The organism is Paenibacillus sp. Root52, from assembly GCF_001426865.1.
Classification (GTDB): domain Bacteria; phylum Bacillota; class Bacilli; order Paenibacillales; family Paenibacillaceae; genus Paenibacillus.
Genome location: NZ_LMFO01000007.1, coordinates 45,009 through 65,143 on the forward strand (window position 1 = coordinate 45,009; position 20,135 = coordinate 65,143).

Annotated in this window: 22 protein-coding genes; 17 read left to right on the forward strand and 5 right to left on the reverse strand. The window is 36.8% G+C overall.

The annotated features are described in order from the left end of the window. Window positions 1-27: 27 nt before the first annotated feature. Both ASD24_RS09485 and ASD24_RS09490 read right to left on the reverse strand, forming a co-directional pair. Complete coding sequence (locus ASD24_RS09485) at window positions 28-648, reverse strand: hypothetical protein (protein ID WP_235540491.1); 621 nt, start codon at window positions 646-648, stop codon at window positions 28-30. A gap of 432 nt (window positions 649-1,080) precedes the next feature. Further along, entirely contained in the window at window positions 1,081-3,420 is a 2,340-nt protein-coding gene (locus tag ASD24_RS09490; RefSeq protein ID WP_056694847.1) for an ATP-binding protein, read from the reverse strand. A gap of 774 nt (window positions 3,421-4,194) precedes the next feature. On the opposite strand from ASD24_RS09490, the gene ASD24_RS09495 reads away from it, so the two are divergent. The 17 genes from ASD24_RS09495 to ASD24_RS09565 all read left to right on the forward strand — a co-directional run bounded on the left by ASD24_RS09495 (window position 4,195) and on the right by ASD24_RS09565 (window position 14,744). Then, window positions 4,195-4,536: a hypothetical protein gene (locus ASD24_RS09495; RefSeq protein ID WP_056694849.1), complete on the forward strand. Its 342-nt coding sequence runs from the start codon at window positions 4,195-4,197 to the stop codon at window positions 4,534-4,536. A 68-nt stretch (window positions 4,537-4,604) separates the two neighbouring features. Further along, on the forward strand, window positions 4,605-4,979 hold the full coding sequence (locus ASD24_RS09500) for a GNAT family N-acetyltransferase (protein ID WP_056694851.1): 375 nt from the start codon (window positions 4,605-4,607) through the stop codon (window positions 4,977-4,979). Between the two features lie 195 nt (window positions 4,980-5,174). Further along, window positions 5,175-5,624, forward strand: a complete 450-nt coding sequence (locus tag ASD24_RS09505; protein ID WP_056694853.1) for a hypothetical protein — start codon at window positions 5,175-5,177, stop codon at window positions 5,622-5,624. A gap of 212 nt (window positions 5,625-5,836) precedes the next feature. Beyond that, window positions 5,837-6,058: a hypothetical protein gene (locus ASD24_RS09510; RefSeq protein ID WP_056694855.1), complete on the forward strand. Its 222-nt coding sequence runs from the start codon at window positions 5,837-5,839 to the stop codon at window positions 6,056-6,058. A gap of 239 nt (window positions 6,059-6,297) precedes the next feature. Continuing rightward, entirely contained in the window at window positions 6,298-7,848 is a 1,551-nt protein-coding gene (locus ASD24_RS09515) for a hypothetical protein (RefSeq protein ID WP_056694857.1), read from the forward strand. A 66-nt stretch (window positions 7,849-7,914) separates the two neighbouring features. Further along, complete coding sequence (locus ASD24_RS30215; RefSeq protein WP_156395398.1) at window positions 7,915-8,358, forward strand: LPD11 domain-containing protein; 444 nt, start codon at window positions 7,915-7,917, stop codon at window positions 8,356-8,358. A gap of 475 nt (window positions 8,359-8,833) precedes the next feature. Beyond that, on the forward strand, window positions 8,834-9,034 hold the full coding sequence (locus ASD24_RS09525) for a hypothetical protein (protein ID WP_056694858.1): 201 nt from the start codon (window positions 8,834-8,836) through the stop codon (window positions 9,032-9,034). 340 nt (window positions 9,035-9,374) lie between these two features. Continuing rightward, window positions 9,375-9,818, forward strand: coding sequence for a hypothetical protein (locus tag ASD24_RS09530; protein ID WP_156395399.1), 444 nt, complete (start codon window positions 9,375-9,377; stop codon window positions 9,816-9,818). Window positions 9,819-9,880: 62 nt separating this feature from the next. Further along, window positions 9,881-10,177 carry a hypothetical protein gene (locus ASD24_RS09535; protein WP_056694862.1) on the forward strand — a complete coding sequence of 99 codons (297 nt, stop codon included), beginning with the start codon at window positions 9,881-9,883 and terminating at the stop codon, window positions 10,175-10,177. 148 nt (window positions 10,178-10,325) lie between these two features. Continuing rightward, the gene (locus ASD24_RS09540; RefSeq protein WP_056694864.1) at window positions 10,326-10,652 is read left to right on the forward strand and encodes a hypothetical protein; all 327 of its coding nucleotides are present in this window, start codon (window positions 10,326-10,328) and stop codon (window positions 10,650-10,652) included. A 147-nt stretch (window positions 10,653-10,799) separates the two neighbouring features. Next, complete coding sequence (locus ASD24_RS09545) at window positions 10,800-11,813, forward strand: nucleotide-binding protein (protein WP_056694866.1); 1,014 nt, start codon at window positions 10,800-10,802, stop codon at window positions 11,811-11,813. Beyond that, complete coding sequence (locus ASD24_RS30220; RefSeq protein ID WP_156395401.1) at window positions 11,810-11,977, forward strand: hypothetical protein; 168 nt, start codon at window positions 11,810-11,812, stop codon at window positions 11,975-11,977. The genes ASD24_RS09545 and ASD24_RS30220 overlap by 4 nt, the downstream gene beginning before the upstream one ends. Before the next feature lie 537 nt (window positions 11,978-12,514). Next, window positions 12,515-13,024, forward strand: a complete 510-nt coding sequence (locus tag ASD24_RS09550; RefSeq protein WP_056694868.1) for a hypothetical protein — start codon at window positions 12,515-12,517, stop codon at window positions 13,022-13,024. Beyond that, entirely contained in the window at window positions 13,021-13,338 is a 318-nt protein-coding gene (locus ASD24_RS09555; protein ID WP_056694869.1) for a hypothetical protein, read from the forward strand. The genes ASD24_RS09550 and ASD24_RS09555 overlap by 4 nt, the downstream gene beginning before the upstream one ends. A gap of 13 nt (window positions 13,339-13,351) precedes the next feature. Beyond that, a complete protein-coding gene (locus ASD24_RS09560; RefSeq protein ID WP_056694871.1) occupies window positions 13,352-13,624 on the forward strand; it encodes a hypothetical protein in 273 nt (90 codons plus the stop codon). Window positions 13,625-14,055: 431 nt separating this feature from the next. After that, window positions 14,056-14,211: a hypothetical protein gene (locus ASD24_RS30225; protein WP_156395402.1), complete on the forward strand. Its 156-nt coding sequence runs from the start codon at window positions 14,056-14,058 to the stop codon at window positions 14,209-14,211. Between the two features lie 326 nt (window positions 14,212-14,537). Beyond that, the gene (locus ASD24_RS09565; protein WP_056694873.1) at window positions 14,538-14,744 is read left to right on the forward strand and encodes a hypothetical protein; all 207 of its coding nucleotides are present in this window, start codon (window positions 14,538-14,540) and stop codon (window positions 14,742-14,744) included. A gap of 235 nt (window positions 14,745-14,979) precedes the next feature. Here the strand turns inward: ASD24_RS09565 and ASD24_RS09570 are convergent, their stop codons facing one another. The 3 genes from ASD24_RS09570 to ASD24_RS09580 form a co-directional block, all read right to left on the reverse strand. Further along, on the reverse strand, window positions 14,980-15,411 hold the full coding sequence (locus ASD24_RS09570) for an HU family DNA-binding protein (RefSeq protein WP_056694877.1): 432 nt from the start codon (window positions 15,409-15,411) through the stop codon (window positions 14,980-14,982). A gap of 64 nt (window positions 15,412-15,475) precedes the next feature. Further along, window positions 15,476-16,093, reverse strand: coding sequence for a hypothetical protein (locus ASD24_RS09575; RefSeq protein ID WP_056694879.1), 618 nt, complete (start codon window positions 16,091-16,093; stop codon window positions 15,476-15,478). Window positions 16,094-16,947: 854 nt separating this feature from the next. Then, window positions 16,948-20,124: an RCC1 domain-containing protein gene (locus ASD24_RS09580; protein ID WP_056694881.1), complete on the reverse strand. Its 3,177-nt coding sequence runs from the start codon at window positions 20,122-20,124 to the stop codon at window positions 16,948-16,950. Window positions 20,125-20,135 lie beyond the last annotated feature (11 nt).

The window sequence follows — 20,135 nt, forward strand, 5'->3', positions numbered from 1 at the left end:
TTTTCAATAATAACTTCAAATAATTTGTTAAGTCCAAATCGGATCTAATCCTAAAAGGTTAGGAATAACACTTTGAGTATCCCCTTTGCGCAACTGTACACAGTATTCGTTCATTCGTTTTAAATTACACAATATCCGATAGACATCGACATTAAAGGAACTCTCCATAGCGAGCAGTGACAATTCAGACGGGAAATAAAAACCCTTAATTGTAGCGGAGGGATTGTGCTGCTGCTGGTAACCTTTTGCTACTATACGATGATTTCCATCCACCACAATATCGATCGCAAGGGGCTCATAATGTACAACGTATATCGGTTTTTTATTGTGTAAAGCGACTCCAAGTTGTGGCTTATCCAAATTATCCACATCAACGTATTTTAATAGAGCAGATATTTCCATATATTCAGCATTGATCTGGTGTTCTTTTTGTAGTTGGTTGAGTAAGGGAACGCCCCAGGCAAAGGGTATGCTTACATCTTCAAAATCATGAAGCCTTACATATTGTTCCGTATTCAAATCAATACGTGGGTTGATCGTAGTTGTACCAATCTCTTTCATTCTCTCTAGATGCGATTTATATTTCAACATCTCATTCATAGATCCATCAATTTCATGGAAAAAAGTTTTTGCTATGTAATTATTCATGAGATCTAACATTTTGTTGAGACTAACGAACATTTGTGGGTGGAATGGTAAAGTGATCAATTACTCACGTCCTCTGTACTATTTTTAATCTCGATTAACTCAGTAAATTAAATCAAACAATCTTTCATGGTTCTTCAATAACCTGATACCTCGTCTCTCCTCACAACATCTATCGTCTTTGGTTGCTGAACCGATGCGGTGATATTACCTTCAAATAATGCTGAATAATTCTCTTTATCGAGACGAGTAACCCGAAATAACTCTATGGTTTCGTCTGAAAGCATTTGTTAAAGTCGTTCTTCATCATTTTTTCAAGTTCTTTTGGCTCATAAACAACCGTATCAATTTCATACATTTTAGACATATGGACTTCTCCTTTGTTTTCATAGTACATTACGTGGACATCACCCCCCCTTAGAACACCCCTCTAATTTATTCGCCAGATCTCCATATCAAGTAATCAGGAATTCTGAAAAATCCGGCTGCAGCTGCATTTCTTTCAATAGACCAAAGATTTTCACCTTCTTGAATAAGATGATGATATTTTTCTTCAATTACTCTAAATATATCGGGTTCACTATTCTCGGTGGGGTCTTCAAGGTTTTCAGCTTGTGCTTTTCTATCCATAATAAATTCATACCGCCCATTAACCTCGACATAACATGATTTCCAGATCTGCAGGATTTCTTCATCCTCAAGGTAAGATAAATCATCTAATACAAAGTCATTTGATGAATTGTTTTCTATGCCTATGAGCGCAGCTACCCTGGATCTTTCTACTTCCCGCACCTCTTCCTGTTGTCTAAATAATTCTTCGAGGAAAGCATCTGCTTCATCATATGTTTCTTCTTCCTGTTCAACTGTATTCGGAGTATAAACAGATTCCTCAAGTATTCTTTGCAATTCAGATGGATCAGGTTGTAGTCCTCTTACGGAAAATCCGGAATTGATAAGATCGATCATAATCGCATTTTCATTGGGAACATGAGCTAGAACAATAGGATCATTACTCACATCTTCAATTGGAGTGCCCAGCCCCTTCTTTTCACGGCCGGTTCCAACACGGTCAATTAGGTACCGTTCACGCCAAGCGTTTCCGGAAGTTTTGTTGGTTTCATACTCAAGACTATATGTGTATTTCATGAGCCACTTATGCATATATCGTTGCTTTTCTGAACTCATATGTAGAGAAATATCATGATACCGTTGATAGAACGCCTCATCATGTCCTGCGCCCAAACTATCGCCTTCATGGGCTATTTCATGTTCCAGTAAACTGAAAATATAGGATGCAGTTTTTATAGGATCTCTTTTTAATTTCTTAATGATATCAATGTTAAATGCAACGTAAGTTGAACCATCTGTCCAAGCATCGGCTGTATTAGAAGTTCCAACAAACATTTCGAATTTATCTTCTCCATATCTTAGTGCTAAATCTCCGCGTACACGTTTGCCCAGACAAGCACCAGCGTATTGTTGCAGACACCATCTTAAAGCCGTCCACGCTCTCAGTGTTTCTCGATCTAGAGCATCCTTTTCTTTAAGTATTTCAAGCGTTTCAATGAACGAATCACTTAAAAGGCGATAGTCAATTAGAGTAATCTTTTCATCAAAAGAACGCCCGTAATTAATGTCGTGAGATTGGCGATATTGACGTATATTCTCAAAAATAGTTTCTAACGCTTCTAAAAATTGTCCTGGTGTGTATGCCCCAAAACGATACATTGTTTTGGGATGAACAAACATAGCTAACCTGGTACGCGCCATCGTTTCTGCTTTAGGAACGTCATAATCGTTTTCAACCACGCAACATTTTAGGTTGTACTCATAGTTTAGTCTTCGGAGAAAATAATCTAATGTAACGTGCCGGTTATTTGCTAGGGTTATCACTTCTTCATGATTAAATGTCTCTAAAATATCCCCTTCAGCGCTGAGCAAACTACGTGCTGATTTTTCGCGTCTAGCTTCCGTTTTACGCTTAGAAATCAAGTGATCCGTAATATTGTCTACTAGGGGCTGAAACTTCTTAGCAATGGCATTCCAGACCTCGCAGGTTTTGCGGAGAATCTCTGTTCTGGAGACATTGAGGGACAGCGCTTGCTTAGAAACAATTAATCCTCCAGCACCCCATAGATGAGAAGAATCATGGCGTACTAAAACACCTTGATTGTAAATAGAGACAGCTCCTTCTAAGCGAACGCGGTAGTAGGCATAATCGTCTTCGTAATCCCATTTTTCTGCTGCAGGATCCCGCGTAATAGTTTTACCATTAAGTTCAACGCATGCCGGCGTATACCTCACCAAGTCTCGAATCTCTTGGAGTGTACTCATTAATTCAGATTCCGTCAACTTTTCATACCACGTTCCATCGATGAGGCAACCTGGTTGCGGTTTATCAAGTTCTGTTAAGTCGTAGTTGTAACCCATTTGCTTCGTATCTACATTCATATTAAACATGTTGGACATCCATGTAGTGTAGGCGTGAGCCATGATTTGTCCTCTACCAAGACGGAACCTTCCATATGTCGCATCGCCTTCTTGGTGAGGGGTACCGAAACGTCCAAAATAATTGATTACATCATCTAAATTGGCAAAACCATTACCATCGTCCTCACATTTGAAACCTTCGCTAGTCATCGTGATTTTGATTAACCTTGCATCTGCATCAACTGAGTTCATAATTAACTCAATCATTGCTTTTCCGATCGATCCCGCCTGATGATGAATAATATGATGAATAATCTGTGGATCCAATTCAAAAGGTCTTAGCATAATAAATTTTAACGCTCCTTCTAGACTATTTATTTTGTGAATGAATACCGATTGTTCGTTTTATCCTCCTTCAAAATCTTAATCTTTAACCTCGATTGAATCATAATATTGAATTATATTCTAAAAACACTGTACACACAACGTTTTAAAGTGTTTTTCCGATCAGATATATGATAATGTTCCAATTGTAAAAAACTGCGTGAAAGATTAATTATACGCAGTTTCGTTTTTGAGCGATTAAAATTAGTTGAAGCGTATCATTAATCACGTTTATTGCTCCCTATAGTTTGGGATTTTTATACATATATTAGATATCATTTTAATTTGCTTACAATTGAATATGTTACTAATATATTTTTTGGAATTATATTTAAAATAGTAAGTTTATTTTGTATTTAATTAAAAATACATTTAATGTTGCAAAATATATTGATTATATCGAATTAAAGTTGGCCAAATTCTGATTATTCATATGTTCTATCAATTTATGGTGTCGGTACTATCAAATTATAGAGTGTATAATAGATTTACTGGATTTCAATTTCAACGTCCAGATTTCCGAGAATACATACTAAACTGCTCTCAATCGAACATCTACGTTATCCTGATACACCGGATAACCGAGACAATATTTAAATGTTCTATTAAATCAGAATCGTGTCGAGAAGGAGGGTCAGAATTTAATACAAACGGATCAATTATGATGAAAAAATAAGCATCGAGATGATTCCCAAAAGTGGTTAATCATTTATATTGACGTATGGAGGTTTGTTAATGGAAGAATTTTTGAATTTCGTAAAGGCTAAAGATGAGATTGAATCAGCGATAAAATTGATAGCACAGGAATACGAACTTAATGACGTGATGGTACACAATATAATCTCTCCCATCGTAACTGAATACAAAGAAAGAGCTAGGGAAACTTCGATCGAATCAAGTACGGTCTTGACTAATACTAATAGTATGGATACATTCTCAATGATTAGTGCATTCGATTTTAGCCTATCTGGATCTCAAAACGAATCATTGAGAATGGCTTGGAGAGGTACAGACTTAGGTTTCACTCCTCTAAAGAAACCAGATCATCACAATGACCCTGAGGACAAAAAGCAATAAACACAATCGAAGAGTTAACTCATGAAATCACGAAGAAATACGACTACAAATAACAAGGATCTGAAAAAATGAGCAGAGAGCAAGTCCAACTATTTTATGATAAATTAGCATTAAATTTAAAAGCTCATAGTGTTTCTCTTACGGAGTACACTTTGGAAGATGGATGTACGCTAGACTTCTGGTACAACTCCAGAAAAGATGAACTTGTAATTGAACTGTTATATGTTCCTGAAGAACTACGGTTACAAGGAAAAGCAACCAAGTTATTGAAAGTTATTTGTACTATAGCAGACAATATAGCAATAAATTTAACTGTCTTAGTAAGCAATGTATACGGTATATCCTTTGATATCCTCAAGTCATTTTATCAAAGTCATGGATTTCAAGGAGATGGATCTGTAATGACAAGGAAGCATCAAAATCGTGATCTAGAGGTATTTTAAAGATAGCTTTAAAGTGCTATTCAATAGTCGAGCCCAAACTTCGGGTTCGTCTTTTTTTTTGAACTGACACTCTCACGACTAAAATTTGTAACAACGCACGAATTCCTCTTTCTCATTCCATACGATAGTTGAACTATAATAATGAGACTTTGCAGTGAATTCAACGTACTATAGGTAAGGAGGTGAACATAAATAATGTCATATAAATTTAAGAAATCCGAAACTAAAAGATTTGTCAAAACAGGTTTGCAAGGCAAGCCAGTAGATCTTTTGATTTACAGAATCAACTTTGTAATTTCATTTTCACTTAGTTTTTTGGCAAAAAGATTATTCGAGAATAATCCTCATGAATGGTATGAATTAGGAGATGCTAGTATTTTTATTGCTGCTGCATTTCTACTCTCCTTAATGAATATCTACATATCATACAAACTTAATTTTGTGGAAGCTTTAAGAGGTAAGGTATTCCAGGGGAAATATGCCAAACTAAAAGTAGCAAAGCTGTTAGGTAGCTATATTGCCCCGTTCGTATTTCCTATTTACTCCCTTGTAACTCACCCTGAACTTATTATGGGTCCTTTTTTGACCATTTTAGCAATCGTTTTGATGCAGCATAATAGACCATTAATATCGTCCAAGGCTTAAGTCAAGAAAGCGCCCACTACCTGGGCGTTTTTTTAATGATTACGAAGACTAATCGGAAATCTTTACAGTAAGACGCCAGACATTTATGATACTCTTTCCTTCCTCTATTGCTTCCCTTAAGGTCAAAGAGTTATCCAGATAAATCTGAATAACCGGAAAAATTATTTGATCAAAGTAGAATATCAACACACTTTATACAAAGGGGAATACGTATGGGAAAAATTGAGTTTAAAATCAACAATAAAAGAACGATGGGAATTGTTCAGCACAAATATGATGAAACTTGTAAAGTCAGCACGTACAATAACACGACTGGCGAAGTCGATCACGAAGAAGAAATATGTCCTGGCGACATGGTAATGCTGCTGAATTACTACAGACATGTGAAGTCGAATAACATTGAATGCGAATTCATTAATCCATATCCAAAATAGTCTGCCTGCCGCCAAATTCTACATGAATCATCACAGACGAACCTTTCAATAGGGTTCGTTATTTTTTTGAAATCACTTAATGAAACTAATCAAGCAGCTATCGCTGCCGATTAAACATACAAGATATAAAATTATTACCGCATAGCTTTAACGAGTATCGGCGAGCAGTAGATCAATCCATCTATCGTAATACCGATCACTTCCGGAAGATTAAAAATATAATTATTGGAGGAATATATATGAGTGAACGAATTTATTCATTAAGAAAGGAAGTTGTTTTAAAGGAGGAATATCGAAGAATTGGTGTAGATGATATTCTATCAGATATCAAAATTTCAATGGTACCTGGAGCTGCCTCTGAATTTGAGAAAAAGCTTAGGAGTGCTGTGAAACGAAAGATTAAAAAGCTAATTTCTGAAATGGGAGTAAACGAAATTCTTTCTTTAGTCCACGATGCATCAAGCGGACCTCATAAAATTAGTATTAAATTAATGCCTGAGCCGCAAAACGAAGTAGAATCAACCATCATTGAGTTACTTAGTGTAGGAAGCAAACTAAAAGGTGCGAACAACATACTTGACTACTATCCTGCCGAGATTTGCACCACGTTTAATGATCAACAACAAATTGCCTACACTCTTCTAAAACATGAGCTGCCTACAAAATATCATAATAGAAGATGGGGATTAAAACGAAACTCAAAATCTATAGGTTATTTTATGTTTGCAGATCTTATACGATCCCTATCGAATGTTATTGTAAACAACAACATTATTTCATTCACTTTGCAGCAACAAGATTATATTCAGTTCAAGATCACAGAATACTACGTGTCCCAGTCTGAACAATCTGGACTGCTGACCCTTCCAGAATGTACAGAATTACAAGAACTGATTCGGGAAAATGCCCATTCCAATCATCTATCTTTACCGACGACTGATTCAGATCATATCATTTATGATAATACTTATTCTTTGAATGACTATCTTCTTTCTCTAGATAAGAACAATTTTAGTCTGACTAGAGGCTTAAAAGAGATTGTTATCCCCCGTATGTCTCGCATGTTCTGTTCTATTCAAGAAAAGGTTAAACGTATGCTCGAAGAACACTCCTCGTATGCCAAATCATTTCAAACGAAGAAACATATTAAAACCAAGAATCTAGAAGTAATGTCTCAAAATCAGTTTCTTTCGATTTATGGATATGTTGAGTTAGATAATGACACTGACATAACAAAGTTTAAGCAACTTGAATTAGAATTCAATCAATTGCGTGAATATCTAGGCTTAACCCCTGCTTCAGATCACAGTTTTAGAATCCGGAAGCTAGGACGACATCAAGCAGCCGGGTTGTATTACCCATACTATAAGACACTTGTGATTGATCTCGATTCTCCGGATGCTTTTATCCATGAGTTAGGTCATCAATTAGATCACACCATGATTCAAGGTGTAGCTATTTCAGACCTATCTGGGTTTTATGCAGTTAGCAGCTTATATGAGCGGATGGTCGAAAAACAGATCTCACAATTAACCGATGATGACCCTTTCAAACTAGTCTGGGAGGGTACCACTAAATATAATCAATCATATTACCTCGAAAATACCGAAATATTCGCAAGATCATTCGAAATTTACCTAAAGCTCGTAAAGAAATACGACACTTCCTTCCTGAAGGAGAATTACTCCTCACCCGTCTATCCAACCCAACCTGAGTTCTTATGCTTAATTGAGAGTTTTTTTGAAAGTCTACTTGGTTGTACAAAACCTGAAGAGCTTACTCTTGTTTGATTTGCTCTACAGGCACAAGCTGCAGTATGAATCAATTTATAACTTTTCTATGATGGAGGATCCAAAATGAAAGATACATTAAAAACTGAAAAACAGGAAATTTTAGAATTAAACTATATTGGTACAGATGACTGGGATCACCCTGTTTATAAAGACCAAAACGGTATGTTATGGAAAGATATAGAATTAGGAGATAGCCAAACACCTTCTTTATATTCTGCAGGCAAAGACTTTGATGGGGAGCCCAACTCGCGGATTCAAAAAGAATTCGTTATTGTGACGCCTTCCGTTAAAAACCCCAAAAGGTTCGAATACTCGATGCTAGGTAAACTACAGAACGATTGCAAAACCCATTTAGATAATGAATGTGTTCGCTGCATATCTCAAAACGACATAAAATCTACTATAGAGCAAATGAAAGAACTGTGGAATCAATTTGAGGCTCATGAAAAACCCGAATGGATAACATGGGAAGAGATTTTGAGCTATGAAGAAAGAATGATGGCATAAACTTTTGAGATCGACTTCCGAACTAATCCCAAAGGGGTTCGTCATTTTTCAATATTCAACTACACATCACCCACACCTTTCCTACATTTAACCTCATTGTTCGCAATCCCTCTTCTTTCGGATGGATGTTAATACAAGTAATCCAGTTAAACCTGGATCACCAATAAAAATTTTGTAGATAATCAACTCAACAGAAGACTTCAGAGGATACCTTACCTACTATGTTGAATGACTCTCTATTCGTATAGAAAAGACAATAAAATTTATAATTCTAATTCTAAATGCTTACAACATAGTGAAGGGAATTCCTTTCTGGTTGTAGCCTATGGGCTGTAGATATTCTATAATTATAAAATAAATTTTATTGTTTTTATGTCTGTAGGTTTATGAGATAAATAGAGGGATTAATTTGAATTAGTTGAGTACTATTAAATAATTTTCCTCCAATAAGTCTACTTCTGAAGGGTTGATTTTTATGGCTAACAATGTAGTTGCATTTCAAGAAAAACACAATCAAAATGCTCTGCTTAAAAAACACAAAGAACTCTCAGTGTTGGAACGAGCTCTAAAGAAAGATAAAGCATCAGGTGTCGATTTTTATAAAGTTGCGCTTGGTGATAAAAAAGAGAATCAGCGTTTGAAAATGAAGAATTTTCAGGCGTCTCTTAATATCTAGCCAATTTAACTCCCTTCACCTTTAGGAAACAGTGAGTTTGCTATTCAAAGTGGAGTAGAAAAAATTACTGGTATCGTCAGCATACAACGATGAGCAAGAAGATTCTAAATGAAGGATCAAGGAAGGTTACATAGAAACAATCTCCCGAAAAGCCCTATAAATAGGGCTTTTTTTATTTTCTATAAGCTGATAGTGAAACCCTACCCTATCCTCTTAGTATTCCTCGATTGAAAGGAGTTATTACTCCTTTCTTCTATCAACATTAATACAAGTTATCCTGGTAGTCCTAGGATAACCAAAAAAGTATTGGATACGAGAATACAGTGTTGGAGATGAACTGGTGATGAAATCAACTGTAAATGGCAAAGAAACTGAATTGTCTGTGATAACGAAATACCATAACGGCTTTGAAACAGTATATGAATGCGTTAATACAGACGGAGTATGGGTTGCAGTCGCATCAAGTATGATCGTTGTTAACAACGTCCGTACACGTATTAATTACAGTGGAAACCGCGCTGTAGAAGGTGTTCCTACAAGAAGCGCATTTGTAACAATTACAGCAAATACAGAGCTCAACGTAGAAGTTACGCATGAAAGACTTTTACAGTTAGCGAACCAGTACTCTGTTGCACGATGCACTAACGTTGAAGAGGTATGCAATGGTACATTTACGCTTACAGAAGAATTCGTTGTAGATGACAAAATAGATTTTGAGTACTTTAAAAAGCATATCTATAGTAAGGTGAAAAACCTTAACTACACTACATCTAAACGCATATAAACGAAACATGTTTAAAGATTAGATTTACCACAGACTCCTATATAAATGAGAGGGTGTACATAATGAAAGTTATAAAGACAGGTACTTTAGAAGATGGAACAGATATTCAAATTGAAGACTGGAGTGAAGATTATTCTTTTTATAATTACGCCGATATGTTGGCCAGTTACCCTATATCAAAGATGACTCATAGTGGTTCTTATGCCCCCAAAGGAGGAGAAAGATATCGATTTTCTTTTCGCTTTAAAGATGCCGAAGAAGCGGATGTAGCGTTTAAAGAATTAATTGAGGGAAAGAAAGTGTTGTCAGATTTTAGAGATTACTTCAATGGTAAACCAGAATACAAGAATTGTATCTAAGGTATAGAACCTTGGTGTTGTTCTTAAGCAACATCTATCGATCGTCAGTACAGCAACGGTCTGTTATCCAGGTAATCCTGAATAACCAAGTGAAAATTTGAATGAAACAAGTAACATTAATTAAAAAATTCTACTTGGAGGTTAACCTATGACGATAACAATAAATGAACTGCAGGCACAACATAAATGTTATAATATCGGTCGTGATAATGAGGAACTTGCTTCGCGTAATAGAGAAGCATTTGAAACTGTCCTTAAAGCATTAGATCTTGCCGAGAACTCAGAGGCTCCTTTAAATACAGTCCTTATGATGTATCCTAACTTTGATGATCTGAAGCACAATATGTGTCATGATGAACTAGAATTCCGTCTTACGTTGCTTAAACGTGCTGGATTTATTTCTGTACGCCAAGGAGTATTTAGTACCCAGATGGTTTCTACTACAGATTATGGAAACAAACGATATGCAGCATAATCGTGGATAAGTCGCTCTCTATCATGATGTCGTTGTATTTGATAGGTTGGAACTCAATCTCTCAATCGTATGTATAGCTGATATTTTACGAAGTGGACTTATGTTATATTAATTAATACATTCATCTTTCAGAGAAGGAGAATTATTTTGAGGAAACCACGTTTATTTATAGGATCAGCTCGTGAATCCATGCAATATGTACGTGCAATTCATACGCAATTGAGCCATTATGCTGAAGTTACTCCTTGGTCTGCCGGTGCATTTCAGGCTAATAATTACCCCATGGAAGATCTAGAGCGGCAGCTCGATTCAAATGACTTCGCAGTATTCGTATTATCTCCGGACGATGTAGTGGTTATGCGTGGAAAAACATACTTACAACCGAGGGATAACACAATCTTTGAGATGGGGTTATTTTGGGGGAGATTACGCAGATCCCGAGTATTTTACATAATCCCAAACAGCGTCCCCCAAGAAATCGGGGATTTTACCGTAGATTCGTTTCATCTGATGTCAGACTTAACTGGATTGACTGTCCTCCAATATGAAATTAGGAGTGATCGTAATTATACTGCAGCAGTTGATGTTGCCTGTAACACAATCATAACGGCTATTGAAGAACACGGATCATTTATTGATCCTAAGACTATAATAGAAGAAAAACAACAAGAGATTGCACGCAAGGATGCCCTACTCGAATTCTTCACTGAGTTCATCGATCGTAGCATGCTTCAAGATCGATATGAGAAATTATATGACGGCATTCGCAACTCGTACAATCTAAACGCGCTCTCCGGATTTAAAATTAGAGGTGCTGCTGTATGGAAAGTCGAAGGCACAGATGGTATCAAACATGTTGCTGGTAATGTTGGCAAAGACCGATTTTTCTCCTTCAGCGAGAATGAATCAAAAGCTGCAGGAGAAGAACGAATTATGGTGGTTGATTGTCACTTAGAAAGCACTGTTAAATTTCACCATTATGGTAGAGTTGCATTTGCACACGAATATATATTATGTTATCCTTTGGGTACAGAATTTGTTGTAACCTTACACATTCGAGGTCAAAAAGAGGTCTCGATTGAAGAATTTGCTGTTTTAGACGAAGAAAATCAAGAATTGATTACTACATTAAATTATCTCTTTGGGAGGGGAACGAAATGAGTAAAGCCAATAAAGAGTTTATTAAAGAAAAGCCAAACGGTGAGCTCTCTAAAGTCAAACTCATCGCTCCTTCGACTGATGGCGGCCCAGATCGCGAAGTAACGGTTGTATACGAGCGAAAAGCAGACTACGGTCTTCCATCATTCCTCAAAGTTAAACGTTAAATAATGAAGAGCCAGCGCTAACCCGCTGGCTCTTTTCTTATCTACGGAATCATGACGTGTAATACAAAATAAATAACTCATCTAGAGTGTGAATATGGTCAACATAATAGTTGCACCCTTCCATACTTTCTTCACTGATGAATGTCTACATAACAACACAACTACTCTTCTTAGATGCTCTACGTGGACACGGTTATACACGAAAATTTGGAGGAATTAAAGTAATGTTTACTCTTGGCCAGTTTATATTACCTTTCTTATTCGCCATATATTCACTCGTAACAATTCATGAGATGTATCTCATCCCTTTGATAGCCATTATATTAATTCATGTGATGCATGCTTATAAGTCAAATAAATCTGTAGCCGTAGCTTAGACAATGCTGCAGCTCAAAAACAAAAAAGACGAACTCTAACGAGGTTCGTCTTTTTTTGTCATGCTCCGTGTCTGCTTTTAAGCAAAGACCCGAAACAAGTTATCCTGATTAACCTGGATAACCAAAAAAATGATTGAAGATTAAAAAGGGGGATCACATCATGAACAACCAAAAAGCTACTATATGGGGATACACTGGCCAACGTTGGATAAAGCGCCGGTTAGTTATTCTAAGTGAAGATCGCTTATCATGTGCGGATCTCGATACGTTAAACGAATATGATAAAAAATTTGGCGGCCATCATTCCTATTTGCCAACAAATATCGATCCTAATAATCACACCGTCCTCAATCAAATGCGATGTATAGCTGAAAAGAACGTAAACCACCATTTAAACGACTTCTTCCACATCGATACTCACTTATATTTTAAATACAACCAGGACGTCATATGGATGACCAGAGAAGCTGGAACCAATATGTACCCTGCTCTTTCATATCAATCAAAGCTGCAGAAAGAAAGCTGTACAACATCACTTAATTACTACTTAGATCAAAAACGTGGTAGCAACAAACTATATCAAGTTCACATGAATCAGGTAAAACCAATCAAACAAGGAAAGGTCATTCAGATCTTAGAGAACTTACCTATCACGGAGGAAACAGCATGAATGTAATTGATAGCGAAGAAATTCTCGAAACACTAGCAAACTGGACTCAATATGGTTATATCGAAGGCGCACATGATATTGAGGTTAGCTATCATCAAGCTGTTAAGCACATACGCAGCGTAGATGAAATAGACAGCATTTCACGTACGTTTCCACCATTGTCTGAAGTTCTGCAGCAATACAGAATCCGTCTTCAGATCCTCGAAGAAAATGGTCATCGCGGAAGTAATATGATCACCGGCGGTGAGTACTTCGAGATAGATTTACTTAAAGATATGATAGCCAATTCGCCTGATCCAAAAATACGATACTAAGGAGAAAAATCTTATGGCGAAAGTTAATACAGACCACACTAACACTAAAGAAATCAACTTAGCTCTGAAGGTAGTTAAATTAACTCATGAAAGATTCAAAGTTCCAGGAGGCTACATTAAACCGACAGGATACGCTTTTAAACATCCTGAGCATGGGTATTTACGCTTCAAAAATAATATCAGTCCATATATTCCCCTCGGTGGAAAAAAGACCTGTGAAGAGATACTAGGAGCCGGTGGGTTCCTCCATTTTGACGATATAGTATGGATCAAACCAATGGATTAACCACTTCATCACCATCAAATCATAACAGTGTAATATTAAATCAATGAAGGAGTCATCTACATGAACAACACCATTCTAATTCATTCCAATAATGGCCATGTGCATATCGCCAACAACCCAAATGACCAAGCTATTGTAATCCTCAATATCGATAAATAATCATCTCTACCGGATATGGGTGCAACAGACGCATTTATTAATTGCCCACATTGTGGTACCAACGGATCACAATTTGAGTGGAACGTAGCCACTGCAGATGATTTCGGAGTAGATTCCGATACGGTTTTCACACGTATTCAGCAACCTGAATTAGAATCATTTTTCACTTGCGCCTATTGTTACGAAATATCAACCACTGAGGAACTAGGATTACTTTCTAGCAGTCCTTCAGCAGCTTAAAGCAGTTACAATAACGATGGAAGGAGTAAGTTATGACCAAACTAATCATTACAAAAGGTTCCCCACTCACAAACATCCTCATTGAATTAAAAGACGGATCACAGGTAGAGATGGATGTCCTTCAAAATCAATTGCTTAATGCATCAAATAACGACGAAGTACAAACCGTGATTGAGGTCAATCAATAAGAAAATAATACGGAGAGTTTAAAACAATGACAGACCTGAAGCTGCTCAAACAACAAATGCTCGAACATTGTGTACGTCAAGCCAATCGAGGAGGCAATGTATCAACATGGGAATGTCCTTCTTGTAACCGCGACAATAACACCACTCTGCCTACTGAGGATGGTGTAATCTGGAAATCGACTACAACATGCTATGAATGCGGTAAAATTAGCTCTGTTGTTAAGACAATAAACCAGGTTACCTTAAAAAATATTTAACGCAGTTCTATTCAAAAAGATACCTTTAAGGTAAACTAAAATAAAACTCGATTACTGGAGATCTATTACATGGAAAAAGTACAACTTAAAAACCCTTCACCTTTAGCCCAAATACTCGCATGCACAGCCCTAATGCTTCTCATACTGTCCTTAGTTATTGGTACATACGCCTTGAAAATAAACATAGATCAAGCCGGGTTAAAATCCCAACTTGAGAAACAATACAGTGAAGAACGTGGTTCTTGGTCCTGGGGTCAAAACACTGCAGCACAGTAACAAATGTTATCTCAAATTTAATAAAAAAAGACGAACCTATCCTAGGTTCGTCTTTTTTTTTAGTTCGCTAGAAGGTAAATATGTATCCGGCGATACACTAAATGATGCTTCGTCAGTTGTTTACTGTCGTTTCACTCTATTACACTAGTCCAACGAAGAGCATTTGGGATATCATCCTTAATTATCCAGTAAATAAATACTTTTGTATAATATCTGGTATAATAATAAATTAAATTTACCTTTTAGACTTAACATCTTTTTTCATTTCTTTCTTGCGTTTAGCACGTATTTCTCTCAATAATTTACTATATGCTGTACTCGTTTGAAAAGCCATTGCTTCTCTTTCTGGCACTTCATGTTCTTCCCCAGTAGCCGGATTACGTCCAATACGAGATTTCCTTTTGGACAAATAAAACGTTCCTTTTCCGTGGAGCTTAACACTATTACCTAATTCCAATTCATGCTGAATCGCTGCCCAGCATGCATCAAAAGCAGTTTTAACGATTTCTGGATGAATTCCGGTTTCATCCGAGGCAACGTCTATAATATAATTTTGTTTTCTTTCAATTCCAGCATCAAACTTTTTATTATTTCTTCTTCTATTTTGATCTTCATCATCTTCTATTGCATTATTTTCATCATGCTCATTTAGATTTTTCCTTGACATTAAACAAAACCCCTCTCAGTCCAGTGTATTTTCGGTTTTATAAATATAAAATATACATATTTCATTATAATTCTGGCTCTTTAAATTCTAATTCTTCATCATTCGAAGCACGCTGCCACTTTGATTTCTCTAAAATTAGATCTGGAATTTCATGCGAAACAACTTCATAATTTTGTCGAATAATAGGGACAGAAGCTTGAGAAACATGACCCAAATAAGACATTTTTGAACCAACTTCAACTAATAATTTATTTTCATATTCTTGCTGATCTACCATAAAAGGTATTTCTTTTTGATCTCTAACACTTCGCTCATATTCAGCAGCTAGGTCAACTGAATCACCCTGATATTTTGATTCAAACATTTTAAAAGTCACATTATAAAAGTCCTGATGTTCTTTTGTAAAACAATCGAAATCTCGCGTAAACGCTTTAATCTCTAATTCTGTCAGTTGTAATCTGTCCAATACTTTTTTTGATTCTGTGTAGGCTTCTAGCATTACTTCTCGGAGAGTTTCTCGGCTTGGCCGATCCGATAACAATACATCATACATAACAAATGCTTTCTGAATTTGCTCCCGAAGAACTTCATCGGTTTCTGGATCATTTGAGTTCGAACAGTAATACAATGACTCATAGCTGTTTTTGACTCGAATGTCAGACGACATATTCAAAATATCCATACTAAAACACTCTCCTTTCCGTGTCAACTTTTGTCGAATCCTTGTCGAATACTGTCTAAATAATAACATAATTTCACTTAATTTGACGCCTTTTTGTAGTTCTTGATGTTCAATCAAGTATAGCATGAACATTCTGTATCAACATATACCACATTTCCCACCCTTTTTGATAGGGTTTAGGGGGTTAACTCCTCCCTTGATACGTGGTTTTGGTGTTTATGTTTTGATCTTTCTTATGTGAATTTTTCATATAGTGTAGTTATCACAATAACAAAAGGTGAATCCTTGGATCCATAACCTCATTATCAACATCGACGAATCGAATTTTCAATATATATATTCTCGTAGACATTTCTCAATCCTTTAATCATTAACTAGTTTCTTAAAAAAATCACTCACTATCTCCATCTCAATATCCTTGTAAACGATACAACTTACTTACTATATCATGCTAGTTGTATAATAAATACTTTTCATTTTACTTTGAACCTCTAACAGTATACCATAATTAAAATCAATCAAAAACACTGTGTGTTCAACGTTTCTAATACTATTTTACGATTTTATCAAAAGAAATTAGCAAGATGAATAGTCCCATTAACCTGTTTTTTAATACTAAAAGGGTCTAAAGGTTCATATCTTTTTTAATTGCTTTCATTGATGGATCTGAGCAAAAAGCAAACAATATTTAGTAACTATTTACTATAATCCTTACCTAACACATCTCAAAAGACCAACAATAAAACACTGCATATTCAACGTTTTATATTTTCTCAAACAAAAAAACAGGTTGATGAAATTCTTCACCAACCTGTTTAACAATGGATTTTAAATTAGTATTCTCATTTCATTTATTAGATTCCAGAAGTCAGTGTCGAACGAATTGTAGACCTATATATGCCGGCCATCAAACCCGTTAATTCTCCTGGAACGAATTTGCTTCCACTGTCAGAAGAAACAACCTTTACGCGATCCGGAACACTTAGTGTAAAGTCCAGTGGAATCTCTACGTATCCCATGCCTTCAAATGCTTGTGCTCTCGCTAGCAACTCGGGCCCGTTGCCTGTAAAAACATGTTTTCCGACATTAGACAATTCCGCTGCCGGTCCATTTAACGTTTTTGTCTGACCTACGTTTACTGACAGTGAATTCGCTGGGATACTGACAATCAAACTTTGTTTATTTAAACTATTGTCTTGCATCGGATCGGAAACAAAATCTGTGACATCCATACTGTACTGATATCCTTTTCCGTTTCCTCGACTATCTTCAATCAACGCACGAGAGACTGAATTAATCGATTGATACGGATTCGTACTGTCAATAATAATGGTGCTAAGATCTGCTCCCTCAAAACGAGCACTGAGTCCACCGCTGAACACCGTGAAATCAACATCTTGCTGACCTACTGGTACCTCATTACCAGGAGACGGAGTTGGTGTTGTACCACCGTTGCCTGGATTAGGATCCGTTCCTGGCACGACAATTACAAAAGGACCTCCCGAATAATAAACATCCCCTGATGTATTCTCTCTTACTTCAACATCAATACTGTACGTTCCAGGAGGGTAGTTAACCATACCAGTGTACAGAGTCCAATTGTTGTTAACATAATCCTTGTAATAAACATCAAATCCAGGAGTATTTACTCCAAAGTCAATATTTAGATCTCCATTGTTATCTATTGTTAACTTCGGATCTACTTTAGTTGTTACAAACGTAACAATTTCACTCACTGAGCCGTTCACACCTTCTACTTTGGCTTGAATGGTATGAACATCATTAGATAGACTAAATTGACCAACAACTGAATAATCCCACACTGTATTCCACGGACCACCGTCTACAGAAAATAACCCTTCACCTTCGGATTTATCGTAGGTGATGTCTACATCAATCCCATGTCGATTATTAAGTCCTTTTTGGACGATTACCGGTTTAGAGATAGCGACTGGCGCAGGAGTATCCGCAATAACATTAAAAGATTTGTTGATCAGTTCTTGATCTCTTTCATTGAGAAGTCTTACTTCTACCGTGTGCTCCCCAGGCGTGAGAAGTAAATTATTCGCAACATTAAAGTCCTGCCAAGCCCCGCCGTCTACCTTAACCTGAACCTTAATGACGCCGGTTGCATCTGCGGAAATTTTAAATTCATCTCTTGACACTTTATCCAGTAAAGGTTGACCTGCAGTAATGACGATTGGGTTACTTGTAAGAGTCAGCTCCGCAACTTCACTAATATTCCCCTTACTATCTGCAGATCGCGCTTGTACCGTTACATTGCCAGTTTGGGTGATCAAGATATCACCGGTATAATCCTGCCATCCCCCAGCGTTCACTTGATATTGTTTGGTAGCGATATCACCTGTGCTACCATAATTGATTGTAACTACAGACTGATTAAATTTATCTTGCTCTTTGATTGATAAGATTGGTTTATCAGGTGATGTTACAGGAGCAACATAATCAGTAGGTACCAGCGCCGGCAAAACACCTTTTCCTAATTGATAGTACTCATAACTGCTAAATTGATAAAAGTTCATATCTTCACCAATACCATACACTATAGCCTTAGACTCAAAATCCCTCTTGACCTCAAATAAAGATAAAAACTTGAGATTAAGTGTTCTAAAATCCTTATCATTTGACCAATATACAAGAGACCCATCGTCTTTCAAAGCGTAAGCACCAAAAGTGCCAACCGCAAGCTGTTTTACATTTTTAACTTCGTTTTGAGTACCAGTTATCCTCACCGGTGTTTCTTGAACTCCTCCAAGAACTCCTAATCGTCCACCATTATTGTTACCAAAAGCATAAACATTATTATTTCTCAAGTAAAAGAAATTACCGCCGCTAGCAGTAGAAACGCTTTTCACTCCGGTTGCCATAACTTTTGGAGTTTCTTCGAACCCAGGACTAAATGATCCAAAGTTGGCAAAAGGAGTTCCCCAGTAACTAAGTTCTCCTCCATCCAATCTTACAAGTCCAGTACTTATTGTTCTTGTATCCCCGAAACTGTTGCTGGAGGTTTTGTAAGAATTCACTCTTTTTATCTCGGACACGCTGACTCCATCAGGCATAGGAATTAAAGTCGTCTTTAACAGATCCGCAGAAGGAGCATTATTCGCAGGCTGATCCTCAGCTTTGTAAAGATCATTCAAAACATACTCTTTCCCATTAATTACAAAGACTCGTCGTTCTGTCGCACCAGTTTGATTTGTATTATAATTTTTTTCGACCAACGTTATAGCCATAGGAATATTTTCCAAGTACTTCATATCAAAATCCGCGTTTGTGAAGGCCGGAAAAATGTCTAGCTTTACAGGCTTCCCATTTGTAAAGGAATTCTGGGCAAAGGCTTTACCTATTAAATATACCTCTGTGTCCGTCACCAGCAAAATACCTTTGCCCCCTGTGTGGTCACGTCCCAATTGAACTATTTTACGAACACCCTCAATAGGATCTCCGGTGACAGGATCCACTACTTCTGTAGGAACAGTTTTATCTTGTTTATATCCTATCCCCAACTCGCCACTAACACCTCTTCCCCAGGCTTGAACAGTACCATCATTTAGCAAAGCATAAAAGCTTCCGTAAGCCATATTACTCTCATTAGGGAAAATTTCGAAATCCTTAACATCAGTAATAACTTTTGTCTCCACACCTTCTTTTGTGGTTACGTATAATTCCCCAGAATTAGTCAATCGCACGGAGTATGCTGTGGCAAACTCGCTAGTGCCTATACGTCTGAACTTTTTATCTCCTTGAAGAGTAACCTGATTATAAATATTCTGTGGTAGATTGAACTGACTTCCATCATCCAGCCTCGCCACAGCCTGAATGCCACCCGAAGATCCGGAGGATACGCCAAAATCGTAGAACTCGATTCCTGTAATTTTTTTATACTCAGCCGCCTGAGCGTTTGAACCAAGATCAGCGAAAGAATAAGTACCTACTAGTAAGGCTACAACTAGAGTTACAATTAAAATTTGGATGAAAGACTTCCTTTTGCCACTTTTCGTCTTTTTCATGATTCCACCCC

Coding starts and splice junctions, on each gene's coding strand:
- ASD24_RS09485 (WP_235540491.1), bottom strand. CDS start 648: ATGAATAATTACATAGCAAAAACTTTTTTCCATGAAATTGATGGATCT.
- ASD24_RS09490 (WP_056694847.1), bottom strand. CDS start 3,420: ATGCTAAGACCTTTTGAATTGGATCCACAGATTATTCATCATATTATT.
- ASD24_RS09495 (WP_056694849.1), top strand. CDS start 4,195: ATGGAAGAATTTTTGAATTTCGTAAAGGCTAAAGATGAGATTGAATCA.
- ASD24_RS09500 (WP_056694851.1), top strand. CDS start 4,605: ATGAGCAGAGAGCAAGTCCAACTATTTTATGATAAATTAGCATTAAAT.
- ASD24_RS09505 (WP_056694853.1), top strand. CDS start 5,175: ATGTCATATAAATTTAAGAAATCCGAAACTAAAAGATTTGTCAAAACA.
- ASD24_RS09510 (WP_056694855.1), top strand. CDS start 5,837: ATGGGAAAAATTGAGTTTAAAATCAACAATAAAAGAACGATGGGAATT.
- ASD24_RS09515 (WP_056694857.1), top strand. CDS start 6,298: ATGAGTGAACGAATTTATTCATTAAGAAAGGAAGTTGTTTTAAAGGAG.
- ASD24_RS30215 (WP_156395398.1), top strand. CDS start 7,915: ATGAAAGATACATTAAAAACTGAAAAACAGGAAATTTTAGAATTAAAC.
- ASD24_RS09525 (WP_056694858.1), top strand. CDS start 8,834: ATGGCTAACAATGTAGTTGCATTTCAAGAAAAACACAATCAAAATGCT.
- ASD24_RS09535 (WP_056694862.1), top strand. CDS start 9,881: ATGAAAGTTATAAAGACAGGTACTTTAGAAGATGGAACAGATATTCAA.
- ASD24_RS09540 (WP_056694864.1), top strand. CDS start 10,326: ATGACGATAACAATAAATGAACTGCAGGCACAACATAAATGTTATAAT.
- ASD24_RS30220 (WP_156395401.1), top strand. CDS start 11,810: ATGAGTAAAGCCAATAAAGAGTTTATTAAAGAAAAGCCAAACGGTGAG.
- ASD24_RS09550 (WP_056694868.1), top strand. CDS start 12,515: ATGAACAACCAAAAAGCTACTATATGGGGATACACTGGCCAACGTTGG.
- ASD24_RS09555 (WP_056694869.1), top strand. CDS start 13,021: ATGAATGTAATTGATAGCGAAGAAATTCTCGAAACACTAGCAAACTGG.
- ASD24_RS09560 (WP_056694871.1), top strand. CDS start 13,352: ATGGCGAAAGTTAATACAGACCACACTAACACTAAAGAAATCAACTTA.
- ASD24_RS30225 (WP_156395402.1), top strand. CDS start 14,056: ATGACCAAACTAATCATTACAAAAGGTTCCCCACTCACAAACATCCTC.
- ASD24_RS09565 (WP_056694873.1), top strand. CDS start 14,538: ATGGAAAAAGTACAACTTAAAAACCCTTCACCTTTAGCCCAAATACTC.
- ASD24_RS09570 (WP_056694877.1), bottom strand. CDS start 15,411: ATGTCAAGGAAAAATCTAAATGAGCATGATGAAAATAATGCAATAGAA.
- ASD24_RS09575 (WP_056694879.1), bottom strand. CDS start 16,093: ATGGATATTTTGAATATGTCGTCTGACATTCGAGTCAAAAACAGCTAT.
- ASD24_RS09580 (WP_056694881.1), bottom strand. CDS start 20,124: ATGAAAAAGACGAAAAGTGGCAAAAGGAAGTCTTTCATCCAAATTTTA.